Annotated in this window: 25 protein-coding genes and 1 tRNA gene; 18 read left to right on the top strand and 8 right to left on the bottom strand. The window is 49.8% G+C overall.

Translation table 11 applies throughout. The annotated features are described in order from the left end of the window. The first annotated feature begins 51 nt into the window (after window positions 1–51). The gene (locus ABD880_RS06355; RefSeq protein ID WP_345163753.1) at window positions 52–918 is read left to right on the top strand and encodes an NmrA family NAD(P)-binding protein; all 867 of its coding nucleotides are present in this window, start codon (window positions 52–54) and stop codon (window positions 916–918) included. A gap of 160 nt (window positions 919–1078) precedes the next feature. Here the strand turns inward: ABD880_RS06355 and ABD880_RS06350 are convergent. From ABD880_RS06350 to ABD880_RS06335, 4 genes are all read right to left on the bottom strand, one after another. Continuing rightward, window positions 1079–1159 (bottom strand) — tRNA-Leu (locus tag ABD880_RS06350). Between the two features lie 46 nt (window positions 1160–1205). Further along, window positions 1206–1745, bottom strand: a complete 540-nt coding sequence (locus tag ABD880_RS06345; RefSeq protein ID WP_345163750.1) for an iron-sulfur cluster co-chaperone HscB C-terminal domain-containing protein — start codon at window positions 1743–1745, stop codon at window positions 1206–1208. A gap of 78 nt (window positions 1746–1823) precedes the next feature. Further along, window positions 1824–2108, bottom strand: a complete 285-nt coding sequence (locus tag ABD880_RS06340) for a putative quinol monooxygenase (protein ID WP_345163747.1) — start codon at window positions 2106–2108, stop codon at window positions 1824–1826. Window positions 2109–2616: 508 nt separating this feature from the next. After that, window positions 2617–3393 (bottom strand): SAM hydrolase/SAM-dependent halogenase family protein, encoded by a 777-nt coding sequence (locus tag ABD880_RS06335; protein ID WP_345163744.1) that lies wholly within the window; start codon window positions 3391–3393, stop codon window positions 2617–2619. Between the two features lie 106 nt (window positions 3394–3499). On the opposite strand from ABD880_RS06335, the gene ABD880_RS06330 reads away from it, so the two are divergent. From ABD880_RS06330 to ABD880_RS06275, 12 genes are all read left to right on the top strand, one after another. Further along, complete coding sequence (locus tag ABD880_RS06330) at window positions 3500–4540, top strand: PhoH family protein (RefSeq protein ID WP_345163741.1); 1041 nt, start codon at window positions 3500–3502, stop codon at window positions 4538–4540. Window positions 4541–4702: 162 nt separating this feature from the next. Next, the gene (locus ABD880_RS06325) at window positions 4703–6817 is read left to right on the top strand and encodes a ComEC/Rec2 family competence protein (RefSeq protein WP_345163738.1); all 2115 of its coding nucleotides are present in this window, start codon (window positions 4703–4705) and stop codon (window positions 6815–6817) included. Between the two features lie 96 nt (window positions 6818–6913). Continuing rightward, on the top strand, window positions 6914–7726 hold the full coding sequence (locus ABD880_RS06320) for an enoyl-CoA hydratase/isomerase family protein (protein WP_425575823.1): 813 nt from the start codon (window positions 6914–6916) through the stop codon (window positions 7724–7726). A 339-nt stretch (window positions 7727–8065) separates the two neighbouring features. Continuing rightward, complete coding sequence (locus ABD880_RS06315) at window positions 8066–8518, top strand: sterol desaturase family protein (RefSeq protein WP_345163735.1); 453 nt, start codon at window positions 8066–8068, stop codon at window positions 8516–8518. A gap of 29 nt (window positions 8519–8547) precedes the next feature. After that, window positions 8548–9441 carry a MerR family transcriptional regulator gene (locus ABD880_RS06310; protein WP_345163732.1) on the top strand — a complete coding sequence of 298 codons (894 nt, stop codon included), beginning with the start codon at window positions 8548–8550 and terminating at the stop codon, window positions 9439–9441. 157 nt (window positions 9442–9598) lie between these two features. Further along, window positions 9599–10114 carry an RNA polymerase sigma factor gene (locus ABD880_RS06305; RefSeq protein WP_345163729.1) on the top strand — a complete coding sequence of 172 codons (516 nt, stop codon included), beginning with the start codon at window positions 9599–9601 and terminating at the stop codon, window positions 10112–10114. Window positions 10115–10156: 42 nt separating this feature from the next. Then, on the top strand, window positions 10157–11668 hold the full coding sequence (locus tag ABD880_RS06300) for a phytoene desaturase family protein (RefSeq protein WP_345163726.1): 1512 nt from the start codon (window positions 10157–10159) through the stop codon (window positions 11666–11668). Window positions 11669–11671: 3 nt separating this feature from the next. Beyond that, window positions 11672–12517: a phytoene/squalene synthase family protein gene (locus ABD880_RS06295; RefSeq protein WP_345163723.1), complete on the top strand. Its 846-nt coding sequence runs from the start codon at window positions 11672–11674 to the stop codon at window positions 12515–12517. 7 nt (window positions 12518–12524) lie between these two features. Beyond that, the gene (locus ABD880_RS06290; protein ID WP_345163720.1) at window positions 12525–13058 is read left to right on the top strand and encodes a hypothetical protein; all 534 of its coding nucleotides are present in this window, start codon (window positions 12525–12527) and stop codon (window positions 13056–13058) included. Beyond that, window positions 13055–13765, top strand: coding sequence for a lycopene cyclase domain-containing protein (locus ABD880_RS06285; RefSeq protein WP_345163717.1), 711 nt, complete (start codon window positions 13055–13057; stop codon window positions 13763–13765). The genes ABD880_RS06290 and ABD880_RS06285 overlap by 4 nt, the downstream gene beginning before the upstream one ends. A gap of 3 nt (window positions 13766–13768) precedes the next feature. Beyond that, window positions 13769–14614 carry a 4-hydroxy-3-methylbut-2-enyl diphosphate reductase gene (locus tag ABD880_RS06280; RefSeq protein WP_345163714.1) on the top strand — a complete coding sequence of 282 codons (846 nt, stop codon included), beginning with the start codon at window positions 13769–13771 and terminating at the stop codon, window positions 14612–14614. Between the two features lie 213 nt (window positions 14615–14827). Next, entirely contained in the window at window positions 14828–15532 is a 705-nt protein-coding gene (locus tag ABD880_RS06275) for a fatty acid desaturase (RefSeq protein WP_345163711.1), read from the top strand. 293 nt (window positions 15533–15825) lie between these two features. Here ABD880_RS06275 and ABD880_RS06270 read toward each other — a convergent pair whose 3' ends face one another. From ABD880_RS06270 to ABD880_RS06255, 4 genes are all read right to left on the bottom strand, one after another. Next, complete coding sequence (locus tag ABD880_RS06270; RefSeq protein WP_345163708.1) at window positions 15826–17700, bottom strand: M1 family metallopeptidase; 1875 nt, start codon at window positions 17698–17700, stop codon at window positions 15826–15828. Window positions 17701–17908: 208 nt separating this feature from the next. Further along, window positions 17909–18259 carry a heavy-metal-associated domain-containing protein gene (locus tag ABD880_RS06265; RefSeq protein ID WP_345163705.1) on the bottom strand — a complete coding sequence of 117 codons (351 nt, stop codon included), beginning with the start codon at window positions 18257–18259 and terminating at the stop codon, window positions 17909–17911. Between the two features lie 159 nt (window positions 18260–18418). Further along, complete coding sequence (locus ABD880_RS06260; protein WP_345163702.1) at window positions 18419–20641, bottom strand: TonB-dependent receptor; 2223 nt, start codon at window positions 20639–20641, stop codon at window positions 18419–18421. A 92-nt stretch (window positions 20642–20733) separates the two neighbouring features. Then, window positions 20734–21174: an HYC_CC_PP family protein gene (locus ABD880_RS06255; protein ID WP_345163699.1), complete on the bottom strand. Its 441-nt coding sequence runs from the start codon at window positions 21172–21174 to the stop codon at window positions 20734–20736. Between the two features lie 329 nt (window positions 21175–21503). Between ABD880_RS06255 and mraZ the strand changes: the two genes are divergently transcribed. The 5 genes from mraZ to ABD880_RS06230 are packed head-to-tail and all read left to right on the top strand — an operon-like array spanning window position 21504 to window position 26927. Then, complete coding sequence (gene mraZ / locus ABD880_RS06250; RefSeq protein ID WP_066504172.1) at window positions 21504–21971, top strand: division/cell wall cluster transcriptional repressor MraZ; 468 nt, start codon at window positions 21504–21506, stop codon at window positions 21969–21971. Between the two features lie 8 nt (window positions 21972–21979). Next, window positions 21980–22909 (top strand): 16S rRNA (cytosine(1402)-N(4))-methyltransferase RsmH, encoded by a 930-nt coding sequence (gene rsmH, locus ABD880_RS06245; RefSeq protein ID WP_345163689.1) that lies wholly within the window; start codon window positions 21980–21982, stop codon window positions 22907–22909. A gap of 32 nt (window positions 22910–22941) precedes the next feature. Next, a complete protein-coding gene (locus ABD880_RS06240) occupies window positions 22942–23382 on the top strand; it encodes an FtsL-like putative cell division protein (RefSeq protein WP_345163686.1) in 441 nt (146 codons plus the stop codon). Further along, window positions 23372–25525 carry a penicillin-binding protein gene (locus tag ABD880_RS06235; protein WP_345163683.1) on the top strand — a complete coding sequence of 718 codons (2154 nt, stop codon included), beginning with the start codon at window positions 23372–23374 and terminating at the stop codon, window positions 25523–25525. Before ABD880_RS06240 ends, ABD880_RS06235 begins: the two co-directional genes overlap by 11 nt. Continuing rightward, complete coding sequence (locus ABD880_RS06230) at window positions 25464–26927, top strand: UDP-N-acetylmuramoyl-L-alanyl-D-glutamate--2,6-diaminopimelate ligase (protein WP_345163681.1); 1464 nt, start codon at window positions 25464–25466, stop codon at window positions 26925–26927. The genes ABD880_RS06235 and ABD880_RS06230 overlap by 62 nt, the downstream gene beginning before the upstream one ends. Window positions 26928–26992 lie beyond the last annotated feature (65 nt).

The following is a 26992-nucleotide window of genomic DNA, read 5'->3' as shown; positions in this document are numbered from 1 at the left end:
GCGCAAAAGCACTCCATCGGATTGCTAATAGAAAAATCTGAATATACTCTAATGGAAAATAATCAATATCCGACAATTCTTGTTTTGGGAGCCAGCGGCACGATCGGCAACCAAGTGGTGAAAGACCTGGAAGGCAAGGCCGTCAACGTCAGCATCACTTCACGCAGACAGGACGTGGTGGATCAGCTGCGCAGCGAAGGGAAAGACTGCAGGTACCTTGACCTTGATGATCCGCGAACCTTTGCGCTTGCACTTGCCGGCGTTGACCGAGTCTTTCTACTAACCGGCTACACGGTTGGCATGCTCACGCAGAGCAAGACACTGGTGGATGCTGCGAAGAAAGCAGGCGTCAGTCATATCGTGCATGTGGGCGTATTCGCCGAATGGGATACAACGGATGCCCATTTTGCGTGGCACCAGATGATTGAGAAATACATTGAGGCAAGCGGGATAGCCTGGACGCACCTCCACCTGAATATGTTTATGGAGGCCCTTACAAGTGCTTACCTACCAAAAAATCTTACCTATACCACCTATTGGAAAGACCGCAGGGTAGGGTACATTGCTTCAAGTGACATTGCGGCCGTGGCGGCAAAAGTCCTAGAGGAAGGACCACAGCGGCACGCCAGCAAGGATTACTGGCTGAGTGTGGAGAGCCATAATGGCAAAGAGATCGCACAGCTCATGAGTGAAGTAACCGGGCTTGAAATCAAGTGCGAGGAGAAAGGCGTAGAAGAATTCAAGCAACTTATTGAGGCCTGGAAAGCCGAGGGTGCGGATAGTTGGTACGCCAGCGCAAACATCGAATTCGTCAAGCAAATGCTGGATGGAAGAATGTCGTATATGTCGATGGTTCAGAATGATATTCCGTACATCCTCGGAAGGCCCGCAAAAACAGTCTTGGAGTTCTTACTTTAAAATAAGGACGTGCTTGTATCCTCTGCTAGTCAAAAAGAGTAGGTATTTTTTCGCTCATAAATTTATAATGCAAAAAATAGAGGCCTTTTAAGGTTTGTCACCTTACTAACAACCAGTAAACAAAAAAGCCACTGAATCTTCAGTGGCTTTTTTGTTTCAGTACCCAGAGCCGGAGTCGAACCGGCACATCAAAGATATTGGTGTTTGAGACCAACGCGTCTACCAATTCCGCCATCTGGGCATTTACTGTTTGGTAGATTCTGATATAATGACCGCTTTGCAGTGGTTTATCTGTCAGAAGAGGATGCAAACTTATTCAATGATTCCTTTATACGCAAGAGGTAGCGCTCTTTTAAGTAGTAATTTTTTATCTGTTTAAGCGCTTCTTCCTGTTTCTCAGGCGGAAAAGTTTCATAGGCTTCCAGCACCGGCCAGATCTCGGCCTTGATATGGCCTTCAATTTCCATGGTTTGGTCAGAGATTATCTTGAAAGTGGTGGAGTTGTACTCCATTTCCAGGTCCATGAGCAGCTCGTTCAGGTCCATCACCTCCATCAAGAAGTCCTGGGGAAGGTCATTGGCACCGCCCTCTTCCAAAAGCCCGTGCTGCTCCAGGATGTACTGCATGCGCTTGTCAAAGTTGGAGAGCGTGCGGTAGGCATTGGTGTTGAGCGTAGACTTCTCCAGAATCTCCTGCTGTTTCTCCTGCGGCTCCAGCGTGTAAAAATCTGGGTGGTACTCGCGGCTGTAGCCGTAGTATTTGGCCTGGATGGCTTTCTCATCGGGTAGAAAGCTTTCTGGTATCTGGTAGAAGGTAAAGTAGTTCACAGTTTTAATGGCTTAAGATGGAGTGGTGTATACTAGACGTAAGTGCAAGGTCAGAAGATACAGTGATGCTCCTGAGACTTAGTTCTTCCGCATGGAAAAAGCTTGAGCTGGCGCCGAAAACAACGCTTTGGTAGGTTTCCAAACGGTGCCAAACAAGGTAGACTGGCGGTACTGGTTCAGAGCCTGGTCAGACTCCCAGGTGCTGTAGGTGTGGTAAATGTTGGGTTGATGGTAATCCTGCAACAGCTCCACTCCATGGCAGCCGGGCATAGCCGCAATCTGGTGTTTAGATGCATGAAAGATGGCTAGAAACTCCTCAACCTTGTCCTCCTGAAACGTCATGCGCACTATCCTGATCAACATTTTTTTTAATTAAGAATTAAGAATTAAGAATTAAGAATTAAGAATTAAGAATTAAGAATTAAGAATTAAGAATTAAGAATTAACTGATTTGGCCGTTAAACATTATCAAGCATTCATTCTCTCAATCATTCAATCACTCATTTGTTTGTCATCCTGAAGGGGGCACATCCCGGGCCTGACTCGGGAGATCTTATGGGCAAACTAGATTGATGACGACTAGCGGCAAAGAACCATTTTTGGCTTGTTTTCAAGAAAACAGCCCAAAAACGCGAACTCCTTTTCCTGCTTCAAGCTTACAGCCACTCATCCAGGCAAGTTTGTAAATTTGCATTTACCACCGGTTCTAGTACCGCAAGTTTGTAAACTTGCCTCATGTCTACCCACAAGCTCTAAGCTTGCGGGAGCGATATAAGGGATGGTGGCGTTTTTGGCTTATTTTTCAGGAAACAGCCCAAAAACGCTTTCAAGCACATCTAAGAACTATTAATTCTTAATTGTTAATTATTAATTAAGAAGCGTTTTGCGCGAATTGGACTTCCACGCTGGAGTCAAAATACATGCCCAAAAGCTCAGAGGCGTTGCCTTTGTTAATGCCTATGGTCAGGAAGCCCTGGCGGTTGAAGAGGATGACGCAATCGCCTTCGCCTACTTGGTTGTAGCGCGAATACATACGGTCTACCTTTTCCCGGGCAAACTTGACCACAAACGGACGGCCATGGCCAATGGCGTCCACGCTGTCCTTGCTGATGTTGGTGATAAGATTGCCGTAGTGGTCTACGTGCACCACGTGGCCGGTTACAGAATGGTCATTCAATTTGAGCTGACGGTTGATGAGCTGGAGCATACCGTCTGCCAGTTCGCCCACTTCGGCCATAGAAGCGCCATTGGCCAAAGCTACCGCCGCGGGGGCCATGATGTCTCTAGCCGGCGAAGGGGAGTTGGGTTGCTCAGGCAGGTCTATCAACTGCTCGGGGTCGCCGTCGGTGAGGAGGGAGAGCAAGCCGTTGTCTGAGCAGACAAAATAATGTCCTTTGTGGCGAGCCACTTGGAAGCGCCCTTGCTTGCTACCGTGCGTGTCTACGGCAATCAAATGCACGGTGCCCGCCGGAAAATCCTCATACACCGAGGAGATCACGTGGTACCCGTAGGCAATATTGAACGGCTCTACCTGGTGCGTAATGTCTACTATGACTTGTGCCGGATTGAGTGTCAGGATTTTAGCCTTTACCGCGGCCACATAGTGGTCTGTAGTACCAAAATCTGATAAGAAGGTGATAAAACCCATGGGAACGGTCGGTCTAAAGAACTTTAAAAATTCTATATATGTTTCATAACAAAACTACTGCTTTTTCGGTAGATTGGTTCATAAACCCTTTTAAACACACACGCCTTTGGTAGAAAAAACGATAACCCTTGAGGATATCTCTTTGATAGACTTCCTGGGGGCAGAGAATCAAAACATAAAGCAATTAGCCGCCGCTTTTCCTAGCAGCAAAATCATTTCTAGGGGCAATGAGATCAAGATCCAGGGCCAGACCCCAGAGATCACCAAGATCCATGAAATCCTGTCTTCGCTAATTGAGCATTACCATAAGTTTGGCAAGATCACAGACAAGAGCGTCCATAAATTCCTGACCGCCGACAATGACTTTGAGGATGACGTGGTCATTACGTCTCCAGATGTGATTGTGTACGGCAGCAAGGGTGGCGTGATCAAGCCCAAGACGCCTAACCAGCAGAAACTGGTGGACATGATCAACAAGCATGACCTGGTGTTTGCCCTGGGACCGGCTGGCTCTGGTAAGACGTTCATCTCGGTGGCCATGGCCGTGCGTGCGCTCAAGAACAAGGAGGTCAAAAAGATCATCATCTCCAGGCCCGTGGTAGAAGCCGGCGAAAGCCTGGGTTTCTTGCCCGGCGACATGAAGGACAAGGTAGATCCGTACCTGCGCCCTATTTATGACGCCCTGGAGGAAATGATCCCCATTGAAAAGCTCAAGTACTACTATGAGAACAAGGTGATTGAGATTGCACCTTTGGCCTACATGCGCGGTAGAACCCTGAGCAACGCGTTTGTCTTGCTGGACGAGGCGCAGAACACCACGCCCATGCAGATTAAGATGTTTATGACGCGCATGGGACCTACCTCTAAAGTGATGATCAACGGGGACCGCACGCAGATAGACTTGCCGCGTAACCAGAAATCAGGCTTGATTGAGGCCATCAACGTCTTAAAAGATGTGCAGGGCATTGGCTTTGTAGAGATGACCGTGGATGACGTGGTGCGCCATAGATTGGTGAAGAGCATTGTAGATGCCTATACCAAACATGATGAGCGCCGCGCCCAGGAACGTGAGCGTGAGCAGTCAGAGGGCAATGACAGCCACCAGGACCCACCACGCCGACGTCAGCAGTACCGCCGCGAAGATTAGTCAACTACGTATTTTAAATTATATGAGAGGGCATGCTTAGCATGCCCTCTCTGTTTTTATGGCTATTGGGTTCTATATGAGAAAACGCATCTATAAAAGTCCGCGTACTTGGTAGGAAGTCAGGTGATTACATCTAGTTCAACCTAAGAACCTCAGCATTGAATGGCTAAACCGCGCTTAACTGGCATGATGCGTCCTCTGGCAGCAGCGTTGGCCGGCATTCTGCTGTTTTACTACTTGGGCCCAGGTGAGGCTTGGATAGGATTGGTTGCGACATTATCTGTGCTGGCATTTGTGGTAGCTTGGTACGTAACCTTGAGAAAACCTAACTGGAGAGCAAGGGCGAGGACCGGTTGGCTTGGGTTAACTACCATTCTATTCTTGGCGTTTTTAGCCTCTTTTCAGGAAAACAGCCCAAAAACGCTTCCGGTCCCTGGTAGCGCCATTACTCACTTCAAAGTGACCTTAGTCAAGGCCGTGGCTCTAAAGCCAACCTCGGTGAGTTCTGTGGGCAGGATAGAGGCCGTGCGTGATTCTTTGGGCAACTGGCATTCGGCAGAAGGACAGGTAGCCATTTTTCTCCCGCACTCGCCAGAAGCAGACAGGTTGCAATACGGTCAGCAATTACTCATCAAGGGATCATTACAACCGCCTGCTAAACCTGCCAATCCTTATCAATTTGACTACCGCCGCTACCTGGCGCTCAAGCACATTCAGTGGCAGGCGTATCTACCTGAAGGTTCCTGGCAAGTCATCGGGTTACAACCGCCCAGCGTTATGGTGGCCATTAGCTTACAGGTGCGAAAAACACTGGAGGCCGCTTTTAAAACTCATATCCAAGCCAAGCGAGAAGCCACCATTGCCAACGCCTTGGTCCTGGGCGTGCAGGATGATCTGGATGCGTCATTGCGGGATGCCTACGCCAGAACCGGCACCATGCACGTGCTGGCAGTAAGCGGTCTGCATGTGGGTTTGCTGTACGGCGTCCTGTTGTTCTTTCTAAAGCATCTGCGGCGCGGTAGAAAATCACGGCTGGTCATCTTCTTGTTCATTGTGGGCGTGGTCTGGTTTTATGCCTTTGTTACGGGACTGTCGGCCTCGGTGCTACGGTCAGTGTGCATGTTCTCTTTGGTGGAGTTGGGCTTGCTGCTGCGTAGAAAGTCTTCGGTTTTAAACACGCTGGCGGCGGTGGCCATGGTATTGCTGCTGTATGATCCCAATTTCTTGTTTGACGTGGGCTTTCAGTTATCGTTTCTGGCGGTAGCGGGCATTGTTTTGCTGCAGCCGCTCTTTTTAAAACTATGGTACCCCGAACAGAAATTGGTGCGCTGGACCTGGGAGTTGATGGCTATCTCCATTGCCGCGCAGATGGCCACGTTTCCAATTAGCTTGTTTTACTTCCATCAGTTTCCGGTGTATTTCTGGGTGGCCAACCTGATTGCGGTACCAGCTACAACTGTTGGGCTTTATCTGGGCGTGGCGTTCATGCTTTTGTTTTGGGTGCCGGTGCTCAATGGGTGGCTTGGTAGTTTACTGGAATGGGTGTTGTGGGCATTGAATGAACTTTTACTTTGGCTGGAGCGCTGGCCATACTCTGTGCTGGACGGGTTTGTCATTACCACGGGGCAGGTGCTGGCCTTATATCTCTTCCTGATGGGCGTGGTGCTGTTTTTGGTTTATAGGAAACTGTCATGGCTTGGTCTGGCCGTTGTCTGTCTGGCCTTTGTCTCCACTACAGAAATTGTGGAAGCCCGCCACCAACGCAAGACAAAAGAGCTGGTCTTGTACAGTACTAGAAAAAGCAGTGCCGTAGGTATTCTGCAAGGCCGGAAAGCTAGTTTGCTGGCCGACTCTGCCTTTTATTCTCAGCCTAAGAACTTCACATTCCAGGTGCAACAGCATTGGTGGGCGAGGGGCGTCCAAGAGGAGCATCGTTTTCGGCCTGATTTCCAGAAAACAGACCAAAAACGCGCGTTGGCGGTTCATGCCACCAAGGAAGGAAACAGGCTCATGGTCTGGCAGGGCAAGCGGATTCTTTGGTTGCAGAAACTACCCCGCCAGCTGGCTAAGCCATTGCCAGTAGATGTACTGGTGTTGCAGAAGAACGTCTGGGCAGACGTTGCCCAACTCAGGACCACCATTGCCTGTGCCTATGTAGTGCTGGACCAGACCAACGCGCCTTGGTACATGCAACGCAAAACCAAAGAGCTGCAGGCCGCGGGGTATAAGGTGCATAACCTGGAGCAGGACGGCGCCTGGACCTTGAGATTACGGTAAACCAGCCTAGAATTTGTGAAGCAGGTCATCACTATTTAAGGCGGGTTTCTTAATTTTCATACCTTTAGCTTTAAGCAATTCGTAGGTAAGTAGACTATGACAGACATTGACATGAATACCGCTGAAACCTTATCCCTGCAATACATTCAGTACCAATGTGCTAATAGGGTAGGGTTTATTACACTCAACCGTCCAGAGAAGCGCAACGCCCTCAATTACCAGGTGGTCACTGAACTCAAGAAGGCCTTTGACTACGCCGAGAACGATGATGACTGCAAAGTGATTGTCCTCAAGGCGTCTGGTGCAGTGTTCTGCGCCGGGGCAGATTTAGAGTATCTGCAACAGTTGCAACAGAACACCTTCCAGGAGAACCTGGAGGACTCTACGCACCTTATGCAGTTGTTCTACCAAATCTACACGCTCAAGAAAGTGGTCATTGCGCAGGTGCACGGCCACGCCATAGCGGGTGGTTGCGGACTGGCCACAATCTGCGATTTTGCCTATACCGTGCCTAGCGCCAAGTTTGGCTACACCGAGGTCAAGATTGGCTTTATTCCGGCCATCGTCAAGATCTTCTTGCTTCGTAAAATCGGCGAAGCCAAGGCCAAGGAACTGCTCTTGACCGGTGACTTGATTTCGGCGGAAAGAGCAATGGCCATAGGTTTGATAAACGAAGTAGTAGCCGAAGATGAACTGGCAAGCCGCGTAGATGAATTGGCACAGCGCCTCTGCACTCAGAACTCGGGCCAGAGCATGGAGACCACCAAAGAGATGATTGCCCGCGTCCAGGAGTTGCCCCTTAAAGCCGCTCTGGAATACGCCGCCGAGAAAAACGCCTTCGCGCGTTCTACTGAGGACTGCCAGCGCGGCATCCAATCCTTTCTGGACAAACAGCCTTTGACCTGGTAGCTTTTTTTAAAGTGCTAATGAGATAATGTGCTGATGTGCTATTTTTTAATTTGAAGATGTGCAGATGTGAAAATGATTTTTTTAATTAGCCTTACCGCCTGTGCTTGTTGGTGTTATCACCAAGAAGCATACTGCGTGACTGCGTTCTCTTAAATTAAAAGGTAGGGGAATGGTAAAGCTTAAAGGAAAACTGCTTTCAATTAAGTATTTCACTCGAATCCCGTTTTTGGCCTGTTTTCCAGAATACAAGCCAAAAACGACTATGGGACATCTTCACATTTTCACATCTCCAAATTTCCACATTCTTAAACAATTGTCAAGACTCACGGTTGAGAGAATATGCTGACGAACGCGGCGATAGTGTTAGGAACGTTTCTGTTGATGGAGCTGGTGGCCTGGGCGGTGCACAAGTACGTGCTGCACGGGGTCTTATGGAACATCCATGAGTCACACCACAAACCGCATACCCACAAGTTTGAGCTGAATGACGTGTCATTTGTCTTTTACGGGGTGATTGCGGCACTTTGCTTTATCTACGGGACAGAGGCGCTGGACTACCGGTTCTGGGTGGGAGTAGGCATCACGCTGTATGGCATGGCTTACTTTCTAGTGCATGACTTGTTCATCCATAGGCGCATGAAGCTGTTTGGCAAGACAAGGAACACCTACCTAAGAGCCTTAGACATAGCGCACAAAGTACACCACAAAACCAAAGGCAGAGACGGTTCTGAGTCCTTCGGCATGCTGTGGGTACATCCTAAATTCTTTCGTATGGCCGCCCGAAAGCGCTAAATTGCGGTTTAACTTAATTTCTCTCACCTGTGGCGCAATACTCTATCAAGGAGTTGGAGCATTTATCCGGCATTAAGGCACATACCCTGCGTATCTGGGAACAGCGGTACCAGCTGTTGCAACCCAAGCGCACGGACACCAACATCCGGTACTATGATGACGCAGACCTTAAAAATCTGCTCAACGTAGCCTTGCTCTACCAAGAGGGATACAAAATCTCCAAGATTGCCCAACTGGCAAAAGACCAGGTAGCGCAGGAAGTCCTTAAAATCACCGGCTCAGAGTTGGGGCAGGAACAATACATCTCTCAATTGATTGTGGCCATGGTAGAGCTGGACGAGGTGCTCTTTGAGCGCATCTTAAGCCGGGCCATTCTGCAGTTGGGCTTTTCCGTCTCGGTGCGCACGGTCATATATCCATTCCTGCACAAGATTGGTTTGCTGTGGCAGACGGGCAACATCACGCCGGCGCATGAGCATTTCATGAGCCAGCTAGTCCGCCAAAAGATGCTGGTGGCCATTGACGCGCTGCCGGTGAAAAGACAAGACAATGCCCCGCGCGTGATTTTGTATTTGCCAGAAGGCGAAATGCACGAAATCTCTTTATTGTATGTGCATTACCTGTTGCGCTCTGCGGGTTTCTACACCTTGTATCTGGGACAGCATTTGCCCTTGGTGGACTTGGTAAGAGCCGCCACTTACTTTAAACCAGATTTTGTCTATTCTGTCTTTACTACGCCATTTCTGCGCACTACGGTCTCTGAGTATTTGGAGCAGTTGGCAGAACAGGTGCCTGTAAAGCAAATCTTGGTGAGTGGTTCCTTGCTCCACTACTTCCCGGTAGAGGACATGCCCAAGCCTGTCCAGTTCTTCAAAGAAATAGAAGAGCTAGAGAACTGGTTAGCCCAAAATTCAGCCTCTTAGGCAATCCACGCCCTATATTCTTTTCGTATGTCTCGTTCTTTACAGAACGACAGGGACCTTGTTGTTTAATTTCTTTAAAAAAACATTAAACAAAAGTAGCTACATTGATTTTTGATTCGTATAATTGTTTAATGTTTCACTTCAAACGTTAAACAAAATGACTGCCATAGAATTTTCAACTGTAGTAGAGAACATAGCGCCTACGCTACGGCCAGCCGCCTATAACCTCACCCGGGACACCGATGACGCCAAAGACTTGGTTCAAGAAACTTTGCTGAAAGCGTTTGCCAACCGTGACAAGTTTAAAACCGGCACCAACATTAAAGCTTGGTTGTACACTATCATGCGCAATACGTTTATCAATCACTACAACAAAGTGACCAAGCGTACCAGCTCCCTTGACACCACAGACTATTTTCAGTACTTTCCCAATGACGACCGTATGGTGGCTGTGAACGGGGCTACTGGCGAGTTTGCCGCCCAAGACATTGAAGACGCGGTGCAACAGTTGCCAGAAGAGTTTAAGACGCCGTTCATGCTATACTATGTGGGCTACAAGTACCTGGAGATTGCAGAGAAGTTGAAGATTCCCATTGGAACCGTGAAGAACAGAATCCACTTGGCCCGCAAAGAATTAAAACAACAGCTGCGGGTGTACGCGTACGGTATTTAATCCGTAAAAAGAATCACTAGTTATAAACGACCTCCAATCCCCATGGGTGAATCCCTCCCCAAGAACAAAGCCATAGTGATAGGTGCCGGTTTTGCCGGCCTGTCTACCGCGGCCAGTCTGGCCCAAGCCGGTTACCATGTGACCGTCCTTGAGAAAAACGAAATAGCCGGTGGCCGGGCGCGCACGTTCTCCGCGCAAGGTTTCACCTATGACATGGGGCCTAGCTGGTACTGGATGCCAGACGTTTTTGAGCAGTTTTTTCAGAAATTCGGGAAAACCACAACTGACTATTATGACTTGGTGCGCCTGGATCCATCCTACCAGGTTTTGTATGGCAAGGGAGACACGTTAGAGTTGCCTGCTTCTATGGCAGAATTGGAGGCACTTTTTGACACCCTGGAACCCGGGTCCAGCCTTAAGCTGAGAGAATTCTTAAAACAAGCCGCCTATAAGTATGAGGTAGGCATCAACCAACTAGTCTACAAACCCAGCCGTTCCTTGACCGAGTTTGTGGACCTGAAACTGCTGGTGGACGTCATGCGTCTGGACGTGTTCCAATCCATGGCTAAGCACGTGCGCAAGTTCTTCAAGCACCCGCGCCTCATTCAATTGATGGAGTTCCCCATCCTTTTTTTGGGCGCTTTGCCAGAAAACACGCCGGCCCTGTACAGCCTCATGAACTACGCAGACATGGCTTTGGGCACCTGGTACCCCATGGGCGGCATGCACAAGATTGTGGAAGGCATGGTGGCTTTGGCACAAGAACTGGGCGTGGAGATGCGGCTAGGCGAGGAGGTTCAGAAGATTGATATTCAAGACGGACGCATCACACAGCTTACCACCAACAAAGGCATTTATACCGCAGACGTAGTAGTGGGCGCCGCCGATTACCACCACCTGGAAACCCAACTGTTGCCACCCGCCTATCGTAGTTATTCAGATAAATACTGGGAAAGCCGCGTGATGGCGCCGTCATCGCTCATCTTCTACCTGGGCGTTGACAAAAAGCTCACCGGGCTGCACCACCACAATCTGTTCTTTGACGAGGACTTCGGGCCGCATGCGCAGGAGATTTACACCCGTCCGGCTTGGCCCGAGAAACCGCTGTTCTACGTATCGGTGCCTTCTAAGACAGATACCAGCGTGGCCCCGGTAGGGCAAGAGAATGTGTTCATCTTGATACCCGTTGCCCCAGACTTGACAGACACTGATGAAACCCGGGAACGCTACTATGACATGGTCATGACCCGTCTGGAGCAGATTACCGGCCAGGACGTGAGAAGCCACGTGATCTACAAACGCAGTTACGCACACCAAGACTTTATACAAGACTACAACGCCTTTAAAGGCAATGCCTACGGTTTGGCCAACACCTTGACGCAGACGGCCGTCCTGAAGCCCAGCTTGAAGAGCAAAAAGATAAAGAACCTGTTCTACGCAGGTCAATTGACCGTTCCGGGGCCGGGCGTGCCGCCTTCGCTCATTTCTGGGCAGGTAGTGTCCGCCGAAGTTGTGAAAGAATTTGCCCCGCAAAAAGCGTCCTTAACTCATTAATGCATGGTACCTCCCAAGACACTTTTTGACACCACCACGCTGGAATGCAGTAAGCTCATCACCCAGCGCTACAGCACGTCCTTCACGCTGGGCATCAAGACGCTCAGCCCCAAGTTCCATGATTCCATTTACGCCATCTATGGGTTTGTACGCTTCGCGGATGAGATTGTGGACACCTTCCATGACCATGACAAAGCCGAGCTGCTGGAGCGCTTCAGAAAAGACACCTACCAAGCGCTGGAGGAGAAAATCAGCCTGAACCCGGTGCTGCACGCCTTCCAGTTGGTGGTAAACGAGTTCAGCATTGACCATGCCTACATAGACGCCTTTTTGAACAGCATGGCCATGGACCTCACAGACCGCGAGTACAACTGCGACTGCTACGAGGAATACATCTATGGCTCCGCCGAGGTAGTAGGCTTGATGTGCCTGAAAGTCTTCTGTGAAGGCGACGAGGCCATGTTTGAACGCTTGAAGGCACCGGCTTGTAAACTAGGCGCCGCCTTTCAGAAAGTGAACTTCTTAAGAGACATAAAAAGTGACTACCATGACCGCGGCCGCGTGTACTTCCCGAAGGTGAATTTCTTATCCTTCTGTAACAAGGACAAAGAAGAAATTGAGGCAGACATCCAGAAGGATTTTGATGATGCGTATGTAGGAATCATGGCCTTGCCCAAAGGCGCAAAGATGGGCGTGTACCTGGCGTACATCTATTATCTCAAGCTTTTCAAGAAAATAAAAAAGGCCCCGGCTGCCCAAATTTTAGCAGAACGCGTAAGAGTGCCAGATAATACGAAGTTAGCATTGTTGCTTAGTTCGTATATTAGGTACCAGTTTAATACTTTCTAATGCGCTTATGCTTTTATCCGCGGTTCTCCTCTCCCTTAGTCTAGTGTTTGTGCCAGTGGCCCAGGAAACAGACGCTTACCGGCACTCGGTGTTATTGAGCTTCTATCAGAAGTCTGCCAAGAACGAAGCCCTAGCCGATGACTTTCATGCCTTAATGGAGAAGTACCAGGGTAAAGACCCCTTGAAGTTGGGTTACAAAGCCGTGTCCAACGCCGTGATGGCCAAGCACACCTGGAGCCCGTACGCCAAACTGAAGTACCTGCGCACCTCGGGTCAGATTTTTGAGCAGGCGGTGGCCTTAGACAAGCAAGACCCAGAAGTGCGGTTTTTGCGCTATTCCATTGAGTTCTTTGTGCCGCGCTACTTGAACATGAGCGGTCATTTGCAGGAAGACAAGAAAATATTTTTGAGTGCCATGCTTCGCCATCCAAAGTCGGGTATGCCGGTAGAGTCCCTAAAGATCATGAAGGACTTTCTCTTGCGGCATCCAGAGCACCTGACCGGTGAGGAGCGCGAGCAGGTGACCAACCTGAAACTATGAGTTACATCTACCTCTACTTAAACATTTTCACCATCTTTTTTCCCCTGGTGCTCTCCTTTGACAAGCGGGTGCACTTTTATACCAACTGGCGCTATCTGTTTCCGGCCATGGCCGTGACGGCGCTCTGCTTCATTGCCTGGGACATGGCCTTCACCCGCGAAGGCGTCTGGAGCTTCAACCCAGACTATCTGGTAGGACTTTACCTGGGCAACCTGCCCTTAGAGGAGGTTCTCTTCTTCATCACTGTTCCGTACGCTTGCGTCTTTATCTATGAATGCTTAAACACGTATATAACACGTGAATGGCTACAGCCATATGCCCCCGCTATTACCTGGTTTTTGGTGATAGCTAACTTGGCCATAGGCCTGTTTTTCTGGGGAAGGTGGTACACCATGCTCACCTGTCTGCTGGTGCCGGTCCTGCTAGTGGTGTATTATGGGCTGTTCAGGTATAAGAAGATGGGACGTTTTTACCTGGCGTACTTGGTGCATCTGGTGCCGTTTCTGCTGGTGAACGGGGTACTCACGGCCCTGCCCGTGGTTTTGTATAATAACGCACACAACACGGGCGTCCGTATAACTACTATTCCCGCCGAAGACACCATGTACTCCCTATTGCTTTTGCTCATGACCATCATCATTTATGAGTTCTTGAAGCAAAAAGCCGAAGCACCTGCAAACAAAGTCACCGCTGCGCTTGTTAACTGACATATGCGACAACTACAGGTAACCATAGACGCCAACTCAGGATTTTGCTTCGGGGTGATCTATGCCATTCAGATGGCAGAAGACCTGCTAGAGGAGCGCGGCTACCTGTATTGCCTGGGAGACATTGTGCACAACGATGAGGAGGTGGAGCGCCTGCAGAAGAAGGGCCTGCGCATCATCAACTATGACGTGTTGCAGGAGCTAAGAGACGAGCATGTCTTGATCAGGGCGCACGGTGAGCCGCCGTCTACCTACCAGATGGCCATGCAGAACAACCTCACTTTGATTGACGCTTCTTGCCCGGTGGTGTTAAAACTGCAGAACCGCATCAAGACCTCCTTTGACAAGAAAGAACAGATTTTCATTTACGGCAAGCACGGCCATGCCGAGGTGCTAGGCCTTTTAGGCCAGACCAGCAACGAGGCGGTGGTCTTTGAGAACCTGGACGAGTTGCTGCGTCATGAGTTGCCCCAGAACATCACGCTCTACAGCCAGACCACCAAAAGCACCAACAGCTTTTATAACATCAAGAACGAGTTGGAGACGCGCGGCTACGCGGTAGACGCCAATGACACCATCTGCCGGCAGGTTTCCAACAGAGACAAGGAACTACGTCTCTTCGCCCAGAAGTATAACAAAATTGTATTTGTCTCGGGCACCAAGTCTTCTAATGGCAAAGTATTGTATCAAGTCTGCAAAGACACCAACCCTAATACTTACTTTGTGTCTAAGGTAGAAGAGATACAGCCTGACTGGTTTGCTGATGGTGAAACGGTGGGCATTTGCGGAGCCACTTCTACGCCCATGTGGCTGATGGAACAAGTGCGTGACGCGCTGCAGACGCTGTAAGCATAATGTAGAGAAGAATCCGTTTTTGTCCTGTTTTCCAGAAAATAGCCTAAAAACGAGCTAATTCTCTGCTTCAAGTTTCCAACTTGGAGCCACCTTGTCGCAAGTTTTTAACTTGCGTATCTATTAAGGAAGTTGCAAACTTCCATCATTAAAGCCACAAGTTGAAAACTTGCGGCAGGAGTTATTAAACATTCAAGCACCTTACTCGCATTGAAGCCAAAAAACCAACCCTACACCGGCGTCCTCATTGCCTTGCTCATCTTAACGGCTTGGGCCAGCTTGTTGTGGTTTCTGTTGCATTGGGAGGTTTCTTTTACGTCGCCGTTGACCTATGTTGCGGTATTGGTGATGACGCATCTGTACACAGGTTTGTTCATAACGGCCCATGACGCCATGCACGGCGTGGTAGCCCCCGGCAACAAGCGTTTGAATACCATCATAGGCACCGTCACGGCCGGACTGTTCGCGTACAATTACTACGGACGTCTTTTGCCCAAGCACCACCTGCACCACCAACACGTAGCTACTGAGGAGGACCCCGATTACCACGGCGGCAACTTCTTTCTGTGGTTCATAAGCTTTGCCCGGCAGTACATCACCATCCTTCAAGTGCTGTTGATGGCGGGGACGTATAATTTGCTGCAACTTTGGTTTCCAGTGGAGAACATCATCCTGTTTTGGATGGCCCCGGCCGTGCTAGCCACGTTTCAGTTGTTCTACTTCGGGACGTATTTGCCGCACCGCGGGGAGCACGAACCAGACAACAAGCACAAATCCTCCACCCAGGGCCGAAATCACGTATGGGCGTTCCTCAGTTGCTACTTCTTCGGGTATCATTATGAGCACCATGATAAACCTTATTTGCCCTGGTGGAAACTCTACCAAGAGAAAGACCGACTTTCAGGAAACAGGTAAAAAATTTGCAGTTAACAGTAAAAAGTCATCAGTGAACCTGTTTAGAGTTTATAAAAAGCCGATATACAACTGGGTTCCATGGCGCAAGCGTCCGCTTGTATCCGCACGCATGGCAGATCAAAAATGCGTGCGGACACAAGCGGACGCTTGCGCCATGGAATTTTAGAAAACTCTAAACAGGTTCAGTAAATATTTTAAACCTGTTTTTGGCCTGTTTTTTGTAAAATAGGCCAAAAACGGAAAGCCCCGCAACTTCAAAAGAGGTAGCGGGGCTTTTCGTTTAAAAGGCGATGTTACTTTACTTCGTAGACGTTGTCTTTGGGGTTGACATCTGGAATGTAGGTGCCTTTCAGTTCCAGTTTCTTCACGGCTTTGGTAGGCTTGAATTCTAGCTGCGTGGTGGTGTTTCCTTTTTCCCAGACGCTAATGTTGCGCTTTACTTTCTCAGTAGAATTGTCTGCGTAGGTAATGTTGAGTTCTACCGGTACGGGTTTGGTGCCTTTGGCTTCTACGGTCACCACGTAAGTTCCGGCCTGCTGTTGCACGTTGGCGATGGCCAAGTCTGGTACGCCGTGGTCAAAGAACCAACGTTGCCAGAACCAGTTGAGGTTTTGACCCGCGCCTGCGTTCATGGAGTGGAAGAAGTCCCAAGGGAGTGGGTGCTTGCCATTCCAGTTCCGGATGTAAGTGTGCAGGGCTTTGGTGAACAACTCATCGCCTAGCATCTCTTTCACATACAGGTAGCCCAAGGCCGGTTTAGGGTAAGAATTCAAGAAGAACGGCGTGCCCGACTGTTGCGTGGAAAGCGTGGCGATGGGCATGTCGGCCTCGGTGCCGGCCATCGTGGCATAAGGCGCTACACCGTAATCATCAGTATACTTGGGCTCAATGATGGAAGAGATGATCCACTCACCTATAGTTGCCCAGCCTTCGTCCATCCAGCCGTACTTGGTTTCATTGGTGCCCATGTAAAAGGGAGTCATGGTATGGAAAATCTCATGGACGGTGAGGGTGATGGCGTCCTCGCGGGTCTCCACTGGGTTGTCGTTTACCATCATAGGGTATTCCATTTGGTCTAGGCCGTTAAACACGGTAATGTGCGGGTAGGGGAAAGGCCATTTAGGGAAGGTATAGCTCATGGCCTCTACTGTTTTTCTGGAGAAGTCAATCACCTCTCTGAAGTCATGGTGAATAGGGTTAAAGGCTACGTCTACGCGCGTGCGGCGCTTGGTCTTGGGGTCTACCACCAGGCTGGTAGAGTTCCAGAGATAATGGTCTGACGTGGCGAAGGCGAAGTCAATCACGTTGCTGGCCTCAAACTTCCAGGTGTTCTGGGCGTTCTTGGCGGTAATGTCACGGAGTTTCAAGTCTGTGCTGTCAATGATGGCGATGATGGCGTCTTTCTTCTCTGCACTTTGCAAACGCTTGGCGTATTTCTTGGTGAGCACGTCATCAGCGTTTTTTAAATCGCCGGTGGCCCAGACCACAAAATGCTGTGGCACGGTGATGTTCACTTTGAAGTTGCAGAAATCATTGTAAAACTCCTGAGGGCCTAGGTAAGGCGTCCGGTTCCAGCCGTCCACGTCATCATAAACGGCAATGCGTGGGAAGAAATAGGCCAGGAAAGCGGCACCCTGTTCATTTACCTGACCCGTGCGGTTATGCGACCCGGCGTTCAATTCATAGTTATAGGCAATACTAAATTTGCCTTTCTGCTTAGGCGCCAAAGGCTTGATGCGCACAGTCATGTTGGTGTGGTCAATGCGCAGTTTCTGCACATCCTGGGCCTCTTGGTTGTAGCTCAGTTTTTCAATCTGCACGCCCTCGCTCACGTCTGTAGGTGAAATGCCGCCGGCTCGGGGGGCGCCCTTCTGGTACAGGTTAGGATACAGTTTGAAGACAATCTGCTTGAGCGTGTCTGGGCTGTTGTTGGTGTAGTCAATTTCTACCGTGCCCGCTACTTTTCTGGACTTGGGGTCAAAATTGATGTTGAGGGTATAGTCAGCGGTGTTCTGCCAATAAGACGCGCCGGGTGTGCCGTTTAAATTACGCGTGCCTTTTTGATAAGCGGCGGCAATGTTGCGGGGCATGGGCAGTTGTTGGGCAACGCTCTGATAGGCTCCTAAGAATAAGAAGGCCCAGATGATTGATGAAGCACGGAGTTGCATGAAGGATGGATTGGTGATGGTTTGTTTGCCTTACTAAGACAAGAAGGATTAAAGGTAATATGAATTTCTAATGTTTGTACGAAGTGCATGGTATGTTGCCAAGAGCCCTTCGTTTTTGGCCTGATTTCATGAAAACAGGCCAAAAACGAAGGGCATAAAAAAGCCTGCTGAAGTGCAGGCTTTTCTGAAATTAGGAAGGGCTCGCTATTTAGTGAACTGCGTCTTTCTTGCAGCACGCATCCAGACGGTCATAGGCACGTGGCGTGGCCGGGCTGTCATCGGCGTCATAGCCTAACTCGTTCACGGCTTTCTTCAGTTTCTCTGGTGACGTTTTCTTAGCGTCATAGGTCACAGTGACAATCTTGGTGTTCTCATCCAACACGGCTTTCTGCACGCCTTTCTCATAGGCCAGACCTTTTTCAATGGTGGCTTTGCACATGCCGCACACCGCCGAGGTTTTAAATTTCACTTCATCGCCTTTCTTGCCGCCGGCCGCAAATGCTAAAGAGGCGAAACCAGTCATGACCAAAGCAAGCATCCAGATTTTTAACGTTTTCATTTTGAGTAGTTAAGAGTTAAAAGGTATGAGTTATAAGTTTTCAATTTCAAATCCGTTTTTGGCTTGTTTTACCAAAATCAGGCCAAAAACGGATTTATTGTTAATTGTCAATTGGTGTTTGTTTAAAACTAATAATAACCAGCAATTGACAATCAACAATCATTTTATGGTAAAGCGCATGCCGGCGTAAATGACTCTGCCGGTAATAGGGGCCCAGACCATGCTGGCGTCAAAATCCTGGCTGAAGGGCCGGTCAGCGGCAATAATCGGATTTTTTTGCTTGTAACCCAAAAGGTTCTCGCCACCCAGGTACACTTCCCATTTCTTGAACGCTCTGGTGATTTGCCCATTAAACACGGCATAAGGGCTAACAGTTCGCGTCCTGATGATTCCATCGTGTGCCTCATGTTCAGCTTCCATTGCTGGTACCGGGCGCGGACCAAACCACTGAGCCGTCAAATCAGCGCGCCATTTGTCAAACGGCGTGGCAAAGCCCAGATTCAGGAAGGCGCGGTGGTTGGGAATGAAGGGACGTTGCAAGAGTTGGTCGTTATAAGTGGTGCGCACGTCAAAATACTTGTAAGCCGCTTTCACATCCAGTAGCTCAGTGAGTTCATACTGTAGCTCTGCCTGGAAACTCTTGGAGAAGGACCTGCCGTCCAGGTTGCTGAACACCACTTGGTTGGCACTGCTGTACATATCTGGCACCACCTGGTTCTGGAAGCTGGTGAAGTAGTAATCTGTGATGAAGGCGCCTTTGCGGGCACCCACTTCAAAGTACTGGGTAAAGCTACCGCCAAGGTTCCAGGCTTTTTCTGGCTGTAAGTTGTCTGCCAAGATAAACTCCCTGTTACTGATGAGAGAGGCCACGTTCTCGGCGATGGGATTGGCTACTCTAAAGCCCTTGCCCGCCGCCAGACGCAGAATGGTGTTGGGCGTGAAGTCATACTTTATATTGAAGCGCGGCGTGTACACCCAGCCGTACAGGTTGTGATGGTCGGCGCGCACGCCGCCCACCAGGGTGAGGTTGGTGCTGTTCTGGTAGATGTACTCAAAGAAGGCACCCGGCACTTGCTCTTTGCGGGTGTAGTCTTTGCCAGCTAGTTCTTCCTGGTAGTCTTCTAATTGGTAGCTCAAGCCCGTTTTATAGGTATGCGCCGTATTGCCAAACGCCGACTGGAAAATCAAATTAGCCAAGCCGCTGTTCTGCCGTCCGTTGTAGGTTCTGGCTCCGTACTGAGAGTCAAAGTCATGGTGTGCGGCAGATAGAATCAAGCCCAGGCTTTGGTACGGCCGGTTTTTGAACGTGTAGGACGTTTTGGAATAGGCGCTGTAGCGGTCGGTTTCAGACTCGGTGCCATAGAAACTATCTTCTACCTGGGGCATGCCGCTTCTGTAGCCTACCTGCCCGCCGGTCCGTTTTTCATGAAGGGCTTGTACACCCAATTCCGCCACCCATTGCTTGCCCGTATTGTACTTCCATTTGTTGAACACATTGTAGTGCTTGCCTAAGGGCAGATCCAGGAATCCATCGTCATTGCCATCCACACGGTTGTTCAGCTGGTCGGTGTGCAGCATGAGGATAGTGCTCAACTTGGGCGTGAGCGTAGCTGAGGTGTTCACGTTGGCGTCCCATTTGGCAAAACTGTTGCCGTACAGGTTCACATGTAGTCTATCTGTTTTTTCAGGGTCCTTCAAACGCACGTTCACCTGGCCCGAAATGGATTCGTAGCCGTTCAGCACGCTCCCGGTCCCTTTAATGATGTCAATAGCGTCTATGTAGGTGCCTGAAAGGTAGTTCAAGCGATAGGGCGTGGCCAGGCCTCTGAGGGCCGGTACGTTATCAGTCGTCAACAGCGTGTAAGAACCGTCCAAGCCCAGCATTTGAATCTGCTTGGCCCCAGACACGGCATCAGAAGTGGAGACTTCCACAGAGGCGTTGGTTTCAAAGCTTTCGGCTAGGTTGCAGCAGGCAGACTTGGTTAGGTCCATGGCTGTGATCACCTGTGAGTTGGTGGGCGACATGGCATCATAGCGGTCCTGCTTGGCAGTAACGGTCACCTCTTTCAAAGAACCACTAGACTGAAGTTTGATCACCAGGTTGGAGCGGCCCTGCACTTGGATGGTGTCTGGTTTATAGCCAATGTAAGTAACTAGCAGAGAGGACTCACCAGCTGGAGCGGACTTCAGTTGGAAGAACCCTGTGGCGTCTGTGCTGGTGGCTTGGGTAGTGCCCAACCAGGTGACCGTTGCGCCAATGAGGGCAGAGGAAGTGTTGGCGTCTATCACCCGGCCAGAAAGCGATTGGGCAACAGACAGATTGGGCAGGCAAAGGCCCAGAAATACCATGGTCCAGAAGACGCGGTAATTATATGAAAACATGAAGGCGTTTATTTAAAGAGTACTCTATTTCCTTTAGGTAGAAGTAAATACGCGCCAAGAGGCGTTACTTCTTTATGGTTGAAATAGAATCTTTAAATGTTGAGGATGCGCAGTCTGGTCAGCAGATCACGCCCGGCCAGAGGCGGCGAGGCGTCTGTGAAAGAAGGCCAGGAGGAAGAGGCTACCAACACGAAGGTTGGCGGTACTATGTAGGAGCTTGTCAGCGCTGGTAGTAGCGTGTAGAATACAACTTTGTCACTCAGCTTAAGCGCTAAGTTGTCCAGCTTGTGATAAGTGATAGAGGCAGTACAGCAGTCTTCTTTTTCAACCTGAGCGGCGGCGGCTTCGCAGGATTTATTAGCCTGGGCCTTCTTTTGGCAACAGCCCATCTCCTCCATTTTCTCTGCCTTGGCCGGAGAAATCTCCATGCCCATCATGGCGCAGAACCGCTGGGTGGCGGCAATGCCCACAGAGCCCGTCAGCACGCTAAAGGCCAGTAAAAGGAGGAGAATATGTCGGTAAGTGGGCCGCATGGCGCAAAGGTACGGAAAAACGCCCCACTTTGTACCACTTTCATTCCACTTGCTGGTTTGGCCAAAAGGTTACTGGTGGTTATGAGGTTAAATAATTGTTTTTCAGTTTGTTAGCTCGGTTTTCGCGTGTTTAATAAAAGAATTTTTCTATATAGTTATTAGAAAGTTTTCCCGAAGTGGCAGGAAAGAATGTGGATAATGTGCATAAGTGGGGTGGATAACCATGATTTATCCACAAAGTGGGAAAAAGTGGGAGACTGTGGTTGACTTTGGTGTCCCCTTTATTACTTTTGTTTTGTACCAAAGACTAGAGTTATCTCCCTACACCAATGAACTTCCTCTCCGGCGAATATGAATGTAAGCTAGACCCCAAGGGAAGATTGGTGCTGCCTTCTAAAATCAAAACCAATCTGCCAGAAGACTCCGGCAACCAGGTGGTTTTGACCAGAGGGTTTGAGCCTTGCTTGGTGCTGTACCCCAGAACCGAGTGGAAAGCCATTTATGACCGCGTAGCCGGATTGAATGAGTTCAACGAGGAGTACCGCCACTTTCAAAGGAATTTCTTTAGGGGCAACACAGAGATAGAACTGGACACCGCGGGCCGGTTCATCCTGCCCAAGACCATGGTACGCTACGCCGAGATTGACAAAGAAGCGATTGTAGTAGGGTTGGGTAACCGGGTAGAAATCTGGAATCCGGAGAAATACGACGCGTTCCTGGAAAAAGACCAACAAAACTTCTCACAGCTGGCCCAGAAGTACCTGGGGAATCCACCGGCTTCCACCATTATAGAATAACGCAAGCCATGCAATACCACAACCCCGTTTTATTACAGGAATCGGTAGATGCTTTGGCTATAAAACCCAAAGGCATTTACGTGGACGTCACTTTTGGCGGCGGTGGCCACTCTGCCCGCATCCTAGAGCAGATGCAAGGCGGCCAACTATATTCATTTGACCAGGACACTGATGCCGAGCGCCAGTCTGAGCGCCTCATTTCTGACAAATTCACGTTTGTCAAGGCCAACTTCCGGTACCTTAAAAAATACCTCCGTTTGTATGGCGTGCGCCAGGTGGACGGCATTTTAGCTGACTTGGGCGTTTCCTCGCATCAATTTAACACTGCTGAGCGCGGCTTCTCTACCCGTTTTGACGGCCCTCTTGACATGCGCATGGATAAAGACAGCCCCTTGACGGCCAAGGATGTCATCATGACCTATGAGGAGGACCAGTTGCACCGCATTTTCGGACTGTACGGCGAGGTGAAGAATGCCAAGACCCTGGCGCGGGAGATAGTGTCGGCCCGCAACGTGCGCGACATTGAGACCATCGCAGATTTTAAAGAAGCCATAGCTGGCTGCACGCCTAAAGGAAAAGAAAATAAGTACTTGGCCCAAGTATTCCAGGCGCTACGCATAGAAGTAAACGATGAGCTGAAGGCCTTGGAAGAAATGCTGGAGCAAGCCGTGGAGCTTCTAAAGCCAGGCGGGCGCCTATCGGTGATCTCATACCATTCCCTGGAAGACCGCTTGGTGAAGAACTACATCAACAAAGGCAAGTTTTTTGGCGAGGTGGAGAAAGACTTCTTTGGGAATGAGATTAAGCCACTGGATTCTGTGACCCGCAAGCCCATCGTGCCCAGCGCCCAGGAGTTGCAAGAAAACAACCGCTCCCGTAGCGCCAAGCTGCGGGTAGCTGAGAAAAGAGAAAACCCAGAGACACCAATCAAGAAATAGAGAGGTAGAAAACTTTTACACGAGTATAGCACATGGCAGTCAATACTGTACGTCCACGAACCAATCCATCTAAGGCCAACACCCAGCGTGCGGTGCCTAAGGCGGAGCCCGTGCGTCCGCCAAGACCGCCGCGCCAGAAGGGTACCAGTCTGTTTGAGCTCTTGGACCGCTACACCAAAGTAGACTGGTTCTTTGCAGATGGTTTGCCGGTCAAGTACCTGCCTAAGATTTTGTTCTTGATGGCGGTGACCATTTTTTACATAGGCAACAGCCATTACGCAGAGCGCACCCTTAGACAGATAGACAGAACCAAGTCAGACACTGAAGATTTACGCGCTGACTTTACCACCCTCAAGTCTGATTACATGGAGGCGAGTAAGCAGTCTGAAGTGGCCCGCAACGTGGCAGCTTCTGGCTTAATGGAAAGTTCCTCCCCACCCATACAAGTAGTGATACCAAAAGATGAATATTAAAAGGTCCATCGTAACGCGCGTGCGGGTGGCTTTTTTGGCTATCTGCTTGTTTGCGTTTGCTATTATTTACAAGGTTGGCTATATCCAGTTCAAAGACGGGGATAAGTGGAAGGAACTGGCCCAGGAAAAGCGCTTCCATTACCAGCCCATTTTTGCCACCCGCGGTAACATCTATTCCAATGATGAGCGCATCATGGCTACCTCATTGCCCTTCTACAGAGTGGCCTTTGACCCTACCATCTCTAAGGATGAAGTCTTTAGAGATGGCATTGACTCCTTGGCTTTACAGCTGTCACGTTTTTACGGAGACCGTTCAGCAGACTACTATAAGCGCAAGATTAAGAACGCCCGCCTGAGCAAACGCAAGTATGTGCGCATTAACAACCGCCTTATCAATTACCAGGAGAAGAAAGCAATGGCCAAGTGGCCCATCTTTAGAGCCGGTAAAAACAAGGGAGGCGTCATTTTTGAGAAGCTGGACCGCCGGTTCCTGCCGTTCGGTTCCTTGGCCAAGCGGACCATCGGGTTCTTAAACGAGGACAAGAAAGGCGCGGGATTGGAATTTAGCTTTAACCGTCATCTGGCGGGTAAAGACGGCGAAGCCTTATACGAGCGCATGGCCGGTGGTAACAAGCCCATCTATGATGGCACCGAAGTGAAGCCATTACCGGGGTTCGACATTAGAACCACCATTGACATAAATCTGCAAGACGTAGCCGAAAGCGCACTTTACAAGGCCTTGACCCTGAATGACGCAGCCCACGGGTGCGTGATTTTGATGGAAGTGAGCACCGGTGAGATTAAGGCCATTGCCAACTTAGGCAAGGCGGGTCCTGGTGTATATGTTGAGGACTACAACTACGCGGTGGGTAACCAAGGCCGCACAGAGCCGGGCTCTACTTTCAAGCTAGCCTCTATGATGGCATTGCTGGAAGACTCAGACATGAAACTCACCGACACCATTGACACCGGCAACGGGTCTATGCGTATTGGCGGAGCCGTCAAAACAGATACCCACGGCAATGGCAAGATCACCCTGCAACAGGTGTTTGAGAAGTCGTCTAACGTGGGGATTGCCAAGTTAATTCAGGAGCATTTCGGGAACGACCCCCAGAAATATGTAGACTATCTGTTCAAGTTCGGGCTTCACCAACCGCTGGGCTTCCAAATGAATGGAGAGGCCGTGCCATACATTAAAACGCCTAAAGACCGCAGCTGGAGCCGTCCGTCCCTATCTACCATGGCCATTGGCTATGAGTTGAAGATTTCGCCGTTGCAGACCTTGGCGTTTTACAATGCCGTGGCCAACAATGGAGTGAAGGTACAGCCCATCATCGTTAAAGAAATCAAGCGCGCTGACCAGGTATTAGAGAAGTTTGAGGCGAAAGTCCTAAACCCGAAAATCTGTTCTGATGAGACATTGGCAGAATTGAAGTTGATGATGGAAGGCGTGGTTGAAAAAGGAACAGCTAAAAACCTTAAGAGCAAAGACTACAAGGTAGCCGGTAAAACAGGTACCGCCAGAAAGGTTATAAAGGGCCAGTACACTAAAAAATACTCTACCTCTTTTGTGGGTTATTTCCCGGCTGATAGACCTAAGTATAGCTGTATTGTCATTATTGACAGCCCCAACAGAAACGCCCAGTATGGTGGGGATGTAGCGGCCCCCGTGTTCAGGGAGTTAGCTGATAAAGCATACGCTCAAGACTTGGCTATACACGCGCCAATGGTACGCAGACCCGCCAATGTGGCACCTAAACTACCAAGCCTACACGCGGGTAACCAAGAGGAGTTGACCTTGCTTTGCAACAAGCTAGGGGTAAGCGCCCATCCGGTGAACCCAGAAGAAGACTGGATTAGAGTAGATACGCAAAAGCATTCCGTGGCCATGAAGCCGGTTCCTGTGAAGGAAGGCCGCGTGCCCGATGTAAAGGACATGACCTTAAAGGACGCTCTTTACCTCTTGGAAAATCAAGGCTTGAAGGTGAGAGCCTCCGGCTTGGGCAGAGTGAAAGCACAAAGCGTGCCGGCTGGGGTACCAGTGAGAAAAGGCATGTGGATTACTATTACCTTAGAACGAAATGGCACAACTACAAAACCTATTGCAGGCGATACCGTCCTCGCAATTGCTCGGGCCTACTAACCCCGAGCTTTCTGCGTTAACCATGGACTCGCGTCAGGCGGGACCGGGCGTGGCGTTTTTTGCCATCAAGGGAACCGTGCACGACGGCCATGACTTTATAACCCAGACCATAGTGCAAGGCGTTTCTGTCGTGTTTTCTGAAAAACAGCCCGAAAACGCACCTGCCAACGTCACCTTTGTCATTGTACCGGACGTTGCCGAAGCGATGGGTCATGTTGCCGCCGCTTTCTACGGACATCCATCCAAGCAATTGAAACTGGTAGGCGTGACTGGCACCAACGGCAAAACCACTTGCGTAACGCTTCTGCATAAACTGTTCAGAGAGTTGGGTTACAATGCCGGTTTACTATCTACGGTGCAGAATCAAATCAACGAAACGGTGATTCCGGCCACGCACACCACGCCAGATGCCATCACATTACAAGCGCTGTTGGCGAAGATGGTAAAAGCAGGTTGCACGCATGTTTTCATGGAAGTGAGTTCTCACGCCCTGGTACAGCACAGAGTGACCGGCGTTGAGTTCGCCGGCGCGGTCTTTACCAACCTGTCGCACGACCATCTGGATTATCACAAGACCTTCGATGAATACATCAGAGCCAAGAAACTCTTCTTTGACAATCTGTCTCCCAAGGCTTTCGCGCTGGTGAACTCAGATGACAAGCGTGGCATGGTCATGTTGCAGAACACCAAAGGTGAGAAGAAAACCTACGCCCTGCGCAAAGAGGCTGATTTTAAAGCTCGTCTCCTAGACAACTCCATCCAAGGCCTGCAACTGGAATTGGACGGTCAGGAAGTGTGGTTCAAACTCATCGGTACCTTCAATGCTTACAACTTACTGGCTGTGTACGGTGCGGCGGTTTTGCTTGGCGAAGACCCTCAGGAAGTCTTGACAAGCCTTTCTTCGTTGACATCCGCCGCCGGTCGTTTTGATTATGTGGTAAGCCCGGGCATGATTACTGGCATTGTGGATTATGCTCATACGCCAGATGCTTTGGAGAACGTGTTGCAGACCATTCAGCAAATCAGAAAGCCAGAGCAGAAAGTCATCACCATTGTGGGTTGCGGCGGAAACCGGGATGCGACAAAACGCCCCATCATGGCCGACATCGCCGCCCGCATGAGCGACAGAGTCATCTTAACCTCAGACAACCCGCGCGACGAGGACCCCCAGGAAATCCTGAATCAGATGCAGGCGGGCGTAAAGCACACCGATTTAAAGAAGGTCTTGAGCGTGGTAGATCGCAAGGAAGCGATTAAAACCGCGGTGATGCTAGCCGACCCAGATGAAATCATCTTGGTGGCGGGCAAGGGCCATGAGACTTACCAAGAGGTGAAGGGACAACGCTCACCTTTTGACGACAAGCAAATTCTGCAGGAGACGTTTACCCTGCTCCAGAAATAGAAAGAAATAGATATTAGATTCTACGGCGAGGCGATCACCTTAACAGGCGCTTCTTTTCCTTAAAA

It is taken from the genome of Nibribacter koreensis (assembly GCF_039541795.1).
Lineage (GTDB): Bacteria > Bacteroidota > Bacteroidia > Cytophagales > Hymenobacteraceae > Nibribacter > Nibribacter koreensis.
Note: the sequence above shows the minus strand (reverse complement) of the source record. Positions and strands in the feature narration are given on the sequence as shown.